The organism is Winogradskyella pacifica (assembly GCF_013403915.1).
GTDB lineage: Bacteria > Bacteroidota > Bacteroidia > Flavobacteriales > Flavobacteriaceae > Winogradskyella > Winogradskyella pacifica.
Genome location: NZ_JABFDI010000012.1, coordinates 1 through 13,271, shown reverse-complemented (window position 1 = coordinate 13,271; position 13,271 = coordinate 1). Strand labels below are relative to the sequence as shown.

Annotated in this window: 13 protein-coding genes and 1 tRNA gene; all 14 read left to right on the top strand. The window is 34.2% G+C overall.

Annotated features, from left to right (window positions below):
* Positions 1 to 40 precede the first annotated feature (40 nt).
* Positions 41 to 4,420, top strand: a complete 4,380-nt coding sequence (dnaE, locus tag HM984_RS11440; protein ID WP_179349270.1) for a DNA polymerase III subunit alpha — start codon at positions 41 to 43, stop codon at positions 4,418 to 4,420.
* Positions 4,421 to 4,434: 14 nt separating this feature from the next.
* Positions 4,435 to 5,274 (top strand): DNA damage-inducible protein D, encoded by an 840-nt coding sequence (gene dinD, locus HM984_RS11435; RefSeq protein WP_179349269.1) that lies wholly within the window; start codon positions 4,435 to 4,437, stop codon positions 5,272 to 5,274.
* Between the two features lie 59 nt (positions 5,275 to 5,333).
* On the top strand, positions 5,334 to 5,456 hold the full coding sequence (locus HM984_RS17960; RefSeq protein ID WP_503328564.1) for a hypothetical protein: 123 nt from the start codon (positions 5,334 to 5,336) through the stop codon (positions 5,454 to 5,456).
* A 61-nt stretch (positions 5,457 to 5,517) separates the two neighbouring features.
* Complete coding sequence (locus HM984_RS11430) at positions 5,518 to 6,363, top strand: hypothetical protein (RefSeq protein WP_179349268.1); 846 nt, start codon at positions 5,518 to 5,520, stop codon at positions 6,361 to 6,363.
* A gap of 293 nt (positions 6,364 to 6,656) precedes the next feature.
* Positions 6,657 to 6,890 (top strand): ribbon-helix-helix domain-containing protein, encoded by a 234-nt coding sequence (locus tag HM984_RS11425; RefSeq protein WP_179349267.1) that lies wholly within the window; start codon positions 6,657 to 6,659, stop codon positions 6,888 to 6,890.
* On the top strand, positions 6,890 to 7,177 hold the full coding sequence (locus HM984_RS11420) for a type II toxin-antitoxin system RelE/ParE family toxin (protein WP_179349266.1): 288 nt from the start codon (positions 6,890 to 6,892) through the stop codon (positions 7,175 to 7,177). Before HM984_RS11425 ends, HM984_RS11420 begins: the two co-directional genes overlap by 1 nt.
* A 159-nt stretch (positions 7,178 to 7,336) precedes the next feature.
* A complete protein-coding gene (locus HM984_RS11415) occupies positions 7,337 to 7,699 on the top strand; it encodes an SdpI family protein (RefSeq protein WP_257018494.1) in 363 nt (120 codons plus the stop codon).
* Between the two features lie 51 nt (positions 7,700 to 7,750).
* Positions 7,751 to 8,314, top strand: a complete 564-nt coding sequence (locus HM984_RS11410; RefSeq protein ID WP_179349265.1) for a TetR/AcrR family transcriptional regulator — start codon at positions 7,751 to 7,753, stop codon at positions 8,312 to 8,314.
* Between the two features lie 62 nt (positions 8,315 to 8,376).
* Entirely contained in the window at positions 8,377 to 9,123 is a 747-nt protein-coding gene (locus HM984_RS11405; protein ID WP_179349264.1) for an SDR family NAD(P)-dependent oxidoreductase, read from the top strand.
* A gap of 104 nt (positions 9,124 to 9,227) precedes the next feature.
* Positions 9,228 to 10,208 carry an alpha/beta fold hydrolase gene (locus tag HM984_RS11400; protein ID WP_179349263.1) on the top strand — a complete coding sequence of 327 codons (981 nt, stop codon included), beginning with the start codon at positions 9,228 to 9,230 and terminating at the stop codon, positions 10,206 to 10,208.
* Positions 10,209 to 10,217: 9 nt separating this feature from the next.
* Entirely contained in the window at positions 10,218 to 11,186 is a 969-nt protein-coding gene (locus tag HM984_RS11395) for an alpha/beta fold hydrolase (RefSeq protein WP_179349262.1), read from the top strand.
* A 309-nt stretch (positions 11,187 to 11,495) separates the two neighbouring features.
* Positions 11,496 to 11,813 carry a thioredoxin gene (gene trxA, locus HM984_RS11390; RefSeq protein ID WP_020898224.1) on the top strand — a complete coding sequence of 106 codons (318 nt, stop codon included), beginning with the start codon at positions 11,496 to 11,498 and terminating at the stop codon, positions 11,811 to 11,813.
* 67 nt (positions 11,814 to 11,880) lie between these two features.
* A complete protein-coding gene (locus tag HM984_RS11385) occupies positions 11,881 to 12,810 on the top strand; it encodes a DUF58 domain-containing protein (protein ID WP_179349261.1) in 930 nt (309 codons plus the stop codon).
* A 76-nt stretch (positions 12,811 to 12,886) separates the two neighbouring features.
* Positions 12,887 to 12,960: transfer RNA gene (locus HM984_RS11380), tRNA-Asp, on the top strand.
* Positions 12,961 to 13,271 lie beyond the last annotated feature (311 nt).

The following is a 13,271-nucleotide window of genomic DNA, read 5'->3' as shown; positions in this document are numbered from 1 at the left end:
GTAAAAACACACCATTTAATAATAAACGACAGAACAACGCATGTACTTAATATTCGATACCGAAACCACAGGATTACCAAAACGCTGGGATGCACCAATTACCGATACTGATAATTGGCCAAGATGTATTCAGATTGCTTGGCAATTGCATGATGGTATGGGAAATTGTATTGAACACGAAGACTATTTGGTAAAACCAGAAGGCTTTAATATTCCGTATGATGCTGAAAAAATTCATGGTATTTCAACAGGATTAGCGCAAGAACAAGGTGTGCCACTTTCTGAAGTTTTAGAGAAATTTAATGCGGCTTTGGCTAAAACGAAATTCGTTGTTGGTCAGAATGTAAAGTTCGATTTAAATATTATGGGAGCGGAATTTGTACGTGAAAACGTTACGAATCCACTTCAAGAATTACCAGTTTTAGATACCTGTACCGAACATACAGCAAGTTTGTGTCAGTTGCCAGGTGGACGTTACGGGAAGTTTAAATTGCCAACTTTAACGGAATTACATGAGTACTTATTTAATAAACCATTTTCTGAAGCTCATAATGCTACAGCCGATGTGGAAGCAACGACACGTTGTTTTTTAGAATTAATAAGACGTAAACAATACACCAAAGAGCAGTTAGATGTAGAGCCAGAATATTTTGAGAATTTCACTCAAGAAAACCCTGCGGAAGTTCAGCTTATCGGTTTAAAACACATTAATCTAAAAAAAGAAAGTGCTAAGATTAATGCGCGCCTTCAAAAGGAACAAGCGGTACCTATAACCATCGATAAAGAAGCGGCATCGCAAATTAAAGATGTTGATTTTGCACACTTACATAACCATTCACAGTATTCCATTCTTCAATCGACGATTAGCGTTAAAGATTTAGTGGCTGCAGCTGCCAGAGAAAATATGCCGGCCGTCGCGATGACGGATCACGGAAATATGATGGGAGCATTTCACTTTGTGACTGCAGTTTCTAATCATAATAAAGGCGTAAAAGCACAACACAAACAAGCAGAAGAAGCTGGATTAGAAAAGAAAGGTAAAATCATGAAACCAATTATCGGTTGTGAGTTTTTTGTGTGCGAAAATCACGCAGATAAAACCAGAAAAGATAATGGGTATCAAATTGTGTTAATGGCCAAGAATAAAAAAGGCTATCACAATTTAGCAAAATTATCATCTGCGGCCTTTACGGATGGTTTTTATTATGTACCAAGAGTTGATAAAAAATTGATTGAACAGTACAAAGAAGATTTAATCTGCTTAACCGGAAACCTGTATGGTGAAGTACCAAGTAAGGTTTTAAACGTTGGTGAAAATCAAGCGGAAGAAGCCTTATTATGGTGGAAAGAAACGTTTCAAGATGATTTATATATTGAAATAATGCGTCATAACCAAGAGGATGAAAATCGGGTGAATCCGGTATTAATTCAATTGGCAAAAAAGCATGATGTTAAATTGGTCGCCACCAATAATACTTATTATGTCGATCAAGAAAATGCCAATGCGCACGATATTTTATTGTGTGTAAAAGATGGTGAAAAACAAGCGACGCCAATTGGTCGTGGTCGTGGTTATCGTTATGGTTTACCAAATCAGGAATATTACTTTAAGTCTTCAGCAGAAATGAAAGCACTCTTTAAGGATGTGCCAGAAGCAATTGTAAATATTCAAGAAGTAGTCGATAAGATTGAGCCTTACGAATTAGCGCGAGCTGTATTATTGCCTGCGTTTGATATTCCTGAAGAATTTAAATTTGAAGAAGATATAGCCGATAGCGGTAAACGTGGAGAAAATGCATTTCTAAGACATTTAACCTACAAAGGTGCCAAAATACGTTATGGTGAGATTACACCAGCTATTGAAGAGCGTCTCGATTTTGAGTTGAGCGTTATTGAAAAAACGGGTTATCCAGGTTACTTCCTAATTGTAGAAGATTTTATTCGCGAAGCCCGAAAAATGGATGTTTCCGTTGGTCCTGGGCGTGGATCTGCAGCAGGTTCGGTGGTTGCCTATTGTTTATGGATTACCAATATTGATCCGATAAAGTACGATTTACTTTTTGAGCGTTTCTTAAATCCAGATCGTGTAAGTATGCCCGATATTGATATCGATTTTGATGATGAAGGTCGAGGTCGTGTGATGCAATATGTAATTGATAAATATGGTTCTAACCAAGTAGCGCAGATTATTACTTACGGAACCATGGCTGCAAAATCTTCAATTAGAGATACCGCCAGAGTTTTAGATTTACCACTTAATGAAGCCGATCATATTGCGAAATTAATTCCGCTGATGTCTAAACTAGGCAAGATTTTTGGACTTTCGGAAAAAGAATTAGCAAGTAAATTTAGAGCTGAAGATTTAGAGAAAATTAATGAATTACTCAATATTTCTGATGGTGATGATTTACAAGCCGAAACCATCAACCAAGCACGGATTTTAGAAGGTTCGGTTCGTAATACAGGGATTCACGCTTGTGGTGTAATCATTACACCGGGAGATATTACCAATTATGTGCCTGTTGCGCTGGCTAAGGATTCCGATTTATATGTTACCCAATTTGATAACTCTGTTGTAGAAGATGCAGGGCTGTTAAAGATGGATTTCTTGGGATTAAAAACGTTAACCTTAATTAAGGATACGGTTAAACTTGTAAAAGCCAAGCACGATATTTTACTCGATCCAGAGAATTTTCCGTTAGATGATGTGCCAACGTACGAGTTATTCCAGCGTGGAGAAACGGTTGGTGTGTTTCAGTATGAATCGCCTGGAATGCAAAAACACATGAAGAATCTTAAACCTACGGTTTTTGATGATTTAATTGCCATGAACGCCTTGTATCGTCCTGGTCCGATGGAATATATTCCAAGTTTCATTGCGCGTAAACATGGTGATGAAGAGATTGTGTACGATTTACCAGAAATGGAAGAATACCTTAAGGAAACTTACGGAATTACGGTTTACCAAGAGCAAGTAATGCTACTGTCTCAAAAATTGGCTGACTTTACCAAAGGTGAAGCCGATGTCTTGAGAAAAGCAATGGGTAAGAAGCAGATTGCTGTTTTGGATAAGATGAAACCAAAATTCATTGAACAAGCAAGTGCAAAAGGTTTAGATGCTAAAAAGTTAGAAAAAATATGGAAGGATTGGGAAGCCTTTGCGAGTTACGCCTTTAACAAGTCGCACTCCACATGTTATGCATGGATTGCTTACCAAACGGCCTATTTAAAAGCGCATTACCCAGCAGAATATATGGCTGCGGTATTATCCAATAATATGAATGATATTAAATCCGTAACCTTCTTTATGGAAGAATGTAAACGGATGCGCTTACCGGTTTTAGGACCCGATGTTAATGAAAGTTTTTACAAGTTTTCAGTAAATAAAGATAATGCCGTTCGTTTCGGAATGGGAGCGATAAAAGGTGTTGGTCATGGAGCTGTTCAAACGATTGTAGACAACAGAAAAGAAGATGGACACTATAAATCTATCTTCGATTTTGCCAAACGTATTGATTTGCGTGCTGCCAATAAAAGAGCTTTTGAAGGGTTAGCGAATGCAGGTGGTTTTGATTGTTGGGCAGATACACACCGAGCGCAATACTTTGCAGATGAAGGTGATGGTATTAGCTTTTTAGAAAAAGCAGTTAAGTATGGAGCCAAACATCAGGAAAATGAGAACTCGGCGCAAGTCAGTTTATTTGGTGCGGCAAGTGATGTTCAGATTGCAGAACCTATTGTACCTCCATGTGAAGATTGGGGAACGATGGAGAAATTATCGCGAGAACGTGAAGTGGTTGGGATTTATATTTCTGGTCATCCATTAGATGATTTTAATATTGAAATGAAAACCTTCTGCAACGGAGTGGTGGCGCATTTTAATGATTTGGAAACCATTGTAAACAAAGAAGTTACTTTTGGAGGTGTTGTCACCGATGTGCAACATCGTGTGAGTAAACAAGGAAAAGGTTGGGCTATTTTTACCATTGAAGATTATACCGATAGTTTTGAGTTTCGAATTTTTGGAGAAGATTATCTAAAGTTTAGACACTTTTTTGTGATTAACTCTTTTGTGTATGTCAGAGCATTTGTCCGAGAAGGTTGGGTAAATAGAGACACAGGTAAAAAAGGGGATCCAAGGATTCAGTTTAATAGTTTCCAGTTGTTGCATGATGTGATGGATACCTATGCTAAAAAGTTATCGATTCAATTAAATATTAAGGATTTAGAAAGGGAAACAGTTTCTGTGTTGTATGACTTAATAAAATTCCATGAAGGCACTCAAACCTTAAATTTTGTGGTCTATGATAATGCTGAAAAGATAAAAGTGCAGATGCCAAGCCGTAAAAATAAAGTTAAGATTTCGCAACAACTCTTAAATAGTTTGAAGGAGCATGATATAATTTATAAGTTGAATTAGAAAAAGACGTTAATATGAAGTCTGAAATAGTAAAATCATTAACAGATAATTTTGAAAATCACTCTCAAACAACTGAAGATGGAATTGAATTTTGGTTTGCAAGAGATATTCAACAATTATTAGGATATAAAGAATGGCGGAATTTTCATAAAGTTATTGTTAAAGCTCAAATTTCTTGTGAGGCATCTGATAATCTAATTTTAGACCATTTTGTTGACGTCAACAAAATGGTACCAATAGGTTCTGGTAGTAGCAGAGAGATTGAAGATATTATGTTGACAAGATATGCGTGTTACTTGATTGCACAAAATGGAGATCCAAGAAAAGAGCAAATTTCTTTTGCTCAGAATTATTTTGCTATTCAAACTAGAAAGTTTGAAATAATTGAACAGAGAATAAAAGATTGGGAAAGATTACAAGCCCGTTTAAAACTTAGTAGTTCGGAAAAAGAGCTCTCAGAACTTATATATGAAAAAACAGGAAGTGATAAAAATTTCGGTTTAATAAGAAGTAAAGGAGATAAGGCATTGTTCGGTAAAACAACGCAACAAATGAAAAATAAACTTGGAGTCCCTAAAGGTCGAGCATTAGCAGATTTTCTTCCAACAATAACCATTAAAGCTAAGGATTTTGCTACTGAAATTACTGTGTTCAATACAAAGGAAAAAGGATACAAGAGAGAAAGTAGTATTTCTTACGAACATATTAAGAATAACAAAGGAGTAAGAGGATTACTTATTGAAAGAGGAATTAAGCCAGAAGAATTACCTGCAGAAGAAGATATTAAGAAACTAGAAAGAAGAGTTTCTTCTGAATCTAAGAAATTAGGAAAGAATCCGGATAAATTAAAATAACAAAATTAAATCATGATCATTCTAAGTGTTTTTGTCCAAAATACTGAATCTTAAATTTTGTGGTATATGATAATGCTGAAAAGATAAAAGTACAGATGCCAAGCCGAAAAAATAAAGTTAAGATTTCGCAACAGCTTTTAAATAGTTTGAAGGAGCATGATATAATTTATAAGTTGAATTAGATGTTTATAACTTGACTTACGTATATTTATGTGTTGTACATAATGCCAAAAAACAAAAAAAATGACCACATTTAAAGCCTATAGAAATATAATAAATAGTCTTTATGAAAATGTTTCAAATTGGATAAATAAAGAAGAATACTTAAACGGTTTTAAATCAATTTGCGAGAGGCACGATAATAACTTGAGACAAAAACCTAATAAAGACAATTGGAAAAAATCAAAAGTTAGAATTTTATTAGAGGTATATGAAAGAATACAGTTAGTAGAATTATTGGATGAAGAAGTGAAAAATGAGAGCGGACAAATCATTAAAAGATATTCATACCCACCATTAAGAACTTATCTGTTGCTTACTTGTTTTGATCAATTAGGTCAACCTGAAAATAGACAACCATTTAATGATTGGTTAATTTCTGCAAAAAAGAAAGTTGAAAGAGAAAATATAATTTCCGAAATAGAAGAAGATGACAAGCTTCAATTTGCAAAAGCTCTTTACGTAAAACACAATGAAATTTATGGTGTAAAAAATTCTTTTATCAAATTTCTAAGAAAAGTAATCACAGAAAATTCTCGTGAAACTTTGTTTAGTAAAATTAAAATAACAAATAATTATACCTCAATAGGAAATGTAATCGGAGAATATATCGATGGAGATTTACCTGATTTAGAAAAGGAAAAATACTTATACAGTATAAGAAATGATTACACACATAATACATCGTATTCGAAAGCACATCTAACTGAAATTACTGGAAATTATATTCCAAAAGATGGTTGGAAATTAGTAGATACCGTTTTTAAAAACTCTGAAGAATTTGGAGTTTTTTTTTCAATAGATTTTGATGATTACCTTAAAGAGGTCGTGCTTATTGGTGTTGCAGAAAACATAAAACAGATTAGCTGATAAAAGCACTATGTACAACACGGTATAAAAAACATAGGGCGTTTGTGCTAAACCAAAAGGCCTGTACATATTAACAAAGTCCGCTAAATATAAAATTTGGCGTTTATAATAGAAAAGATAAAAGCAAAATATTTATATTTAGCTAAGTAACAAACCGAAACGACAGTTCTTTTTAACTGCCCTACGATTTCTTATACTTAACGTTGGTAACTATAAAAACCTACGAACTGATATTGGATATTAATTTGTAAAATATACATTTGTGGTGTAAATTAGCACCAAAATTAAATAGTATGGGAAGGCAAAGTATTTCATTCACTCAACCGAATGATGAGTGGTTAAAAGAACAAGTTGATAAAAAAGAGTATTCAACTAAAAGTGAATTAGTAAACGATTTAATTAGACAAGCAAGAAAACAGCAAAGACAAATTGACTGGATTAGTGCTAAATTGCAAAAGGCCGAAAATAGCGGATTTACGAATTTAAGCAAAGAACAAATATTAGCGGAATCTAAGTCGTTGATTTAATGGCTGATTATAAACTAAGTAATTTAGCCAAAGAAGATTTAATAAGAATTCATAGATATGGAGTGGCAAAATTCGGAACGGCTCAGGCTGATAAATATTTCGATTCTTTCTTTGAGAACTTTGATATTATAGCTAAAAACCCATTTTCTTTTGAATCTGTCGATTACATAAAAACTGGATATAGACGGTGTGTTTCTGGTGCTGATAGTATTTATTACAAAATAAATAATAATATCGTGGAAATTATGGCGATAGTTGGAAAACAGGATTTGAAGAATAGTCTCTGATTTAAAAAATTACAGTTGCAACACCATGTATAATTAATTGCTTGGTCAATGTCAACTTACTAATTCCTACGGAATATTCTCTCCGTGATTTATTTGCTAACTTAGTTGCTTAGCAACACAACAAAACATTTATTCTTCCAGTAAAAACCACGAATAGAAATGAATAACATGTTATTCGAAAATCCATTATTTTTAATTCCATTCAGTAGCGGACTCATTTTTTGCGTTGTAGGACTGATAATGTATAAGTTTCCACCAAAGAAAATCAATGGACTCTATGGCTATAGAACAGCAAGTTCTATGAAAAATCAAGTGAGATGGGATTTTGCACAGCTATATGCCTCTAAACAAATGATAAAATACGGACTTCTACTTTCAGTATTTGGATTAGTTGGTTTGGTGTACGAGCCAGCTGAAAGTATTTCTACTATGTTAGGCTTAGGTTTAATGATTTTAATGGTAGTTTTATTAATCGTTAAAGTCGAGAAAAAAATGAAAGAAGAATTTAAAGATACTCAATAAATAAAATAGACAGACTTGTCTGTTTTTAGAATTATTTTATATATTTGCACCATGAAACATGCCGAAGTAAAAAATAGAATTACAGAAACGGCCTCATTTTTATTTTATAAGAATGGGTATAATTCTACAGGTATCAATCAAATTATTGCTGAAGCAGGCATTGCTAAGGCGACCCTTTATAATCATTTTAAATCTAAAGAAGACATTTGTCTGGCATATCTCCAATACAAGAATGTCAATTTTTTAGAAGATTTTGAAAATTTCACGACCTCTAAACCAAAAGGAAAAGATCAGATCCTAGCGATATTCGATTTCCTTCAACTGTTTTATCAGGATAAAGATTTTAATGGGTGTTGGTGTATTAAAACCGTTTCAGAAATACCAAAAGACAATGAGAGTATTAGACATGAAATTCAATCTCAGAAAAACAGTTTTATCGCACTTATCGCAAAACTGATCACCAGCAATTTAGAGCAAGTTAAAAGTGAACAAGTAAATTCACTCGCAAGACAAATATATTTACTCTATGAAAGTGCTGTTGGAGAAAGTCACTTACACCAAGAAGATTGGCCTATTGTTGAGTCTAAAAATTTATGTAAAAAAATAATTGCTTAAAAAAATTTGAACAATCAAAGACAGACTTGTCTGTCTAATTTTAATAATTTAATGAAAATATAATGAAAGAATTTGAAAACAAAGTAGCCTTAGTCATTGGCGGAACAAGCGGAATAGGTAATGCCACTACAAACGCCTTATTAGAAGGAGGAGCAACAGTACATGTTGTAGGTAGAAATACAGATAAAATTGCGGATGCACCAAACTTGGTTAAACACACAGCAAACATATCTAGTACAACAGATGTAGATGCTTTAATCGCTAAAATTGATGGTTTAGATAACTTAGACTATTTGGTAAATGCTTCAGGGATTTTTGGCCCTAAACCGTTTTTAGATCATACGATGGAAGACTATAATTCATATTTAGATTTAAATAGAGGTTTCTTTTTTATTACACAAAGTGCTGCTAGAAAAATGAAAGCAACTGAAGGAGGCTCTATTGTAAATGTAGGTTCTATGTGGGCAAAACAAGCTGTAAAAGCAACTCCTTCTACGGCATATTCTATGCAAAAAGCAGGTTTGCATTCGCTGACACAACATCTGGCGATGGAATTGGCAGAAGATAACATTCGTGTTAATGCGGTGTCTCCTGCTTTAGTTAATACTCCTGTGTATCATGGTGTTTTTGGAGGTGAAGAAGCGGCTAAAAAAGCATTGGTTGGTTTTAATGGATTTCACCCCATAGGTCGTTTTGGTGAATCGGAAGATGTGGCCAATAGTATTATCTTTTTATTATCAGACAAGGCTTCTTGGGTAACAGGTGCTATTTGGGATACCGATGGTGGTGTTATGGCTGGTAGAAATTAAAAGTATAAATAATTAATGAGCCATAATCTTAACTAATTTAGGTTATGGCTTTTCTATTCCATAAGTCTCAAAATAATTTTGAGATTTAAATTTGAATTCAAACTATGAAAAATTTAGTCCTAACCGTGAGTATCGTTTTACTGTTTGTATCTTGTAAAGAGAAGGTAACATCAGAAACGGATCGTATGTCTAAAACGACAACATTCAATATTACTAGTGAAAAATCAACATTAAAATATAAAACCTTAGCTGTAAACGGGATAAATATTGCCTATCGTGAAGCTGGTAATCCTAAAAATCCGACTATTGTTTTACTACATGGTTTTCCGGCATCATCGTACCAATACCGAAAAGTGTTAGCACAATTATCTAACGAGTTTCATTTAATAGCACCTGATTATCCAGGTTTTGGTAATAGTGATTTTCCAGATGCTGAAACATATACGTATACCTTTGATAATATAGCGACTACTATTGATTCCTTTTTAGAGCAAAAGGAGATTAATTCTTATGCTATAATGATACAAGATTATGGAGCACCTATTGGATTTCGTTTAGCGACTGCACATCCTGAAAGAATTACTGCAATCATCAACCAAAACGGAAATGCTTACGAAGAAGGTCTAGGCGATGCTTGGGCTGGAATAAGGGCACTTTGGAAAAACAGAACTAAAGAAACTGAAGATGCTTTATTGCCTGCTTTTTCTTTGGAAGGTTTAAAATGGCAATACACACATGGTGTTAGAGATATTGAAACCGTAGATCCTGATAGTTATAATTTGGATTTTTTAAGACTCTCTAGACCAAATGCACATGCGGTAAATTTAGATTTGTTTTACGATTATCAGAATAACGTGAAGTTATACCCAAAATGGCAAGATTATTTAAGGGATAGCCAACCTCCCTTATTAATAGTTTGGGGTAAAAACGATGCTTTTTTTCCAGAAAGTGGTGCAGAAGCGTTTAAAAAAGACGTAAAAGACATTGATTATAACATTTATGATACAGGACATTTTGCATTAGAAGAAGAGGGAGATGCTATTATTGAAAACATTAGAAACTTCATGAGAAATCAGAATAAATAGAAAACTAGAATGAAACAATTTGTAATAATTTTACTGGTATCACTAGCCTTATTTGGATGTCAGCGTAAATCAGAAGAGACTAAAAAACAATTCTTTTTACCACCAGCGACGACCTATAATTATGTTGAAATTGATAGTGTAAAACTATTTTATAGAGCGGCAGGAGATCAAAGCAACCCAACGATAGTATTGCTGCATGGTTACCCGTCATCTTCACATTCGTATAGAAATCTAATTCCGATGTTAGCGACGCATTATCATGTGATTGCACCAGACAATTTGGGGTCTGGTTATAGCACACATTTAGATCCAGCAACGACGACATACACTTTTGATCTCTTGGCGGATTATACAGAGAAGTTAATTGATAGACTTGATATTAAGAATTACGTGATGTACATGCAAGATTTTGGAGCTCCTGTGGGGTACCGAATGCTGATGAAAAACCCAAAACGGATTGAAGCTTTAATTGTTCAGAATGCGAATGCGTATTTAGATGGTTTATCATCGAACCGACAGGATTTTTTTAGAACGGCACAAACCGATACGTCACAAGCAAAGCACGATTTTTTATATAGCTTAACAGGTGAAGATGCCATAATAAATAAACAATATTTATTTGATTTAGATGCTACAAATATCAATATACAAAGTCCGGATGCTTGGACACACGACTTAGCATTTTTAAGATCTGAAAGTGATAGAGAAATTCAAGTGCAGTTATTTCAAGATTACAATACCAATTTGATTCGCTATCCGAAATGGCAAAAGATGTTGAGAGATAACCAACCAAAAACCTTAATTGTTTGGGGTAAAAAGGATTTGAAATTCACTTACAAAGGAGCGGAAGCGTATTTAAGAGATGTACCAGATGCAGAATTACATTTATTAGATGCAGGTCATTTTGCAGCGGAAGAAAAGACCAGAGACATTGCAAAACTCATTTTAGAATTTTTGTCTAAGAATGGCATAGAATAAAGGACGCAATGCAAAACGTATTTAGTGTTCATTTTAAAGGAAAAAGCTTGTCTGTATACTAAATTTGCGCAAAGGATGGAAGTGGCATCCTTTTTTTTGCTGCCACATATGGCAAAAAAAAGATATAACGGACAGCCTGACCTTTTCGGTTGCGCTAAAATAAATAAACATATAAGTCGTCTATATGGCTATAACCAAAACATATACAGCCATTGTAAGGTTTGCGAAATATTTTGACTAATTTTGTAGTTCTAACTGGAAGAAAGTTAGAATAAAAACAAAGTCGAATACATTTAAAAAATAAATATTATGGCATTAGAAATAACAGATGCAAATTTTGAAGAGACAGTATTAAAGAGTGACAAACCTGTAGTAGTTGATTTTTGGGCTGCTTGGTGTGGACCTTGTCGTATGGTTGGACCAATCATTGACGAAATCAGCACAGAATACGAAGGTAAAGCTGTTGTTGGTAAGGTAGATGTTGATGCAAACCAAGAATTTGCAGCTAAGTATGGTGTAAGAAACATACCTACAGTATTGGTTTTTCAAGGTGGTGAAGTTGTTGGTCGCCAAGTTGGAGTTGCGCCTAAAAAGGCATATTCTGACGCTATCGACGCACTTTTGTAGTCAATACTCTAAAAGAAATGATAAAAGGTTTGCCTATACGGCAAACCTTTTTTAGTTTCGGTAACTGATGGATTTACAACAAGAACTCAATAAAACAGGAGGTTTTAAAAATCTCGAATTGTTAGCGAAGCAAGTCGTTGAAGGCTTTATTGCTGGTATGCATAAAAGTCCATTTCATGGGTTTTCTGCAGAGTTTGCCGAGCATAAGATTTATAATCCCGGAGAAAGCACCAGGCATATTGATTGGAAGTTATATGCAAAAACAGACCGTTTGTACACCAAGCGTTATGATGAGGAAACCAATTTGCGTTGCCATATTATATTAGATAATAGCCGTTCTATGCACTATCCTGAAACGGCTGGGACTGCTTTAGACAATCTTAATAAGATTGCGTTCTCGGCTTTAGCAAGTGCCTGCTTAATGCATATTCTTAAAAAGCAGCGCGATGCTGTTGGCCTAAGTATTTATAGTGATACTTATGATTTCTATTCCCCTGAAAAAGGTAGTGAGCGTCATCATCAAATGTTATTACATAAGTTGAGTGATGCTGTGGTTTCTAAATCTGAGACTAAAACAACGGAAACGTATCGCTATTTACATCAGATTGCAGAAAAAATTCATCGCAGATCCTTAATTTTTGTGTTTACAGATATGTTTCAAACGTCAGAAGATGACGAAAAACTGTTTGAAGCGTTGCGACATTTAAAGCATAATAAGCATGAAGTGGTCTTATTTCATGTTTTTGATAAAGAAAAAGAACAAACTTTTAATTTTAATAATACACCAACACGATTTATAGATGTTGAGACTGGTGACCATATAAATTTGTATGCCGATAACATCAAAGAGAACTACGAAAAATCTGTAAAAGAATACTTTACAGACTTAAAATTAAGGTGTGGTCAATACCGAATTAAGTATGTAGAGGCTGATATTAATGCTGGTTTTAATAGTATATTAACGACGTACATGATAGAGCGACAAAAATTTATTTAAAATATTTTTTATTTTTTTTGTTTTTTGTTTGTGGAATTGAAAATGCAGTGTATATTTGCACTCGCAATTAAGCAACGGTCTGGTAGTTCAGTTGGTTAGAATGTCGCCCTGTCACGGCGAAGGTCGCGGGTTCGAGTCCCGTCCAGACCGCTAAAATTGCAGAAAGAAGCTTCAAGAAATTGAGGCTTTTTTTTAGCGACATAAAGACGTTGTGTTGTTCTAGGAGAGATCCTAGAGTAGTTGTAAGAAACTCATTGTTGTTGAGTTCTTACCAATGAGAAGCTTTCCTTTTTTCTGTATAAGAAAATCGGGATGCTTTTTTGTTTTTTGGGCTTCTTAAGTTGCTTTAATACCTATGTAATGAGGAGATCTAGGATCAAGACTAAAAGTTGTGTTTAAGCAAAAATGGTTGTTAATCTAAAAAGGAAAAATTCTATATTTTTAACACCTCTAAACTGTGC

Coding starts and splice junctions, on each gene's coding strand:
- dnaE (WP_179349270.1), top strand. CDS start 41: ATGTACTTAATATTCGATACCGAAACCACAGGATTACCAAAACGCTGG.
- dinD (WP_179349269.1), top strand. CDS start 4,435: ATGAAGTCTGAAATAGTAAAATCATTAACAGATAATTTTGAAAATCAC.
- HM984_RS11430 (WP_179349268.1), top strand. CDS start 5,518: ATGACCACATTTAAAGCCTATAGAAATATAATAAATAGTCTTTATGAA.
- HM984_RS11425 (WP_179349267.1), top strand. CDS start 6,657: ATGGGAAGGCAAAGTATTTCATTCACTCAACCGAATGATGAGTGGTTA.
- HM984_RS11420 (WP_179349266.1), top strand. CDS start 6,890: ATGGCTGATTATAAACTAAGTAATTTAGCCAAAGAAGATTTAATAAGA.
- HM984_RS11415 (WP_257018494.1), top strand. CDS start 7,337: ATGAATAACATGTTATTCGAAAATCCATTATTTTTAATTCCATTCAGT.
- HM984_RS11410 (WP_179349265.1), top strand. CDS start 7,751: ATGAAACATGCCGAAGTAAAAAATAGAATTACAGAAACGGCCTCATTT.
- HM984_RS11405 (WP_179349264.1), top strand. CDS start 8,377: ATGAAAGAATTTGAAAACAAAGTAGCCTTAGTCATTGGCGGAACAAGC.
- HM984_RS11400 (WP_179349263.1), top strand. CDS start 9,228: ATGAAAAATTTAGTCCTAACCGTGAGTATCGTTTTACTGTTTGTATCT.
- HM984_RS11395 (WP_179349262.1), top strand. CDS start 10,218: ATGAAACAATTTGTAATAATTTTACTGGTATCACTAGCCTTATTTGGA.
- trxA (WP_020898224.1), top strand. CDS start 11,496: ATGGCATTAGAAATAACAGATGCAAATTTTGAAGAGACAGTATTAAAG.
- HM984_RS11385 (WP_179349261.1), top strand. CDS start 11,881: ATGGATTTACAACAAGAACTCAATAAAACAGGAGGTTTTAAAAATCTC.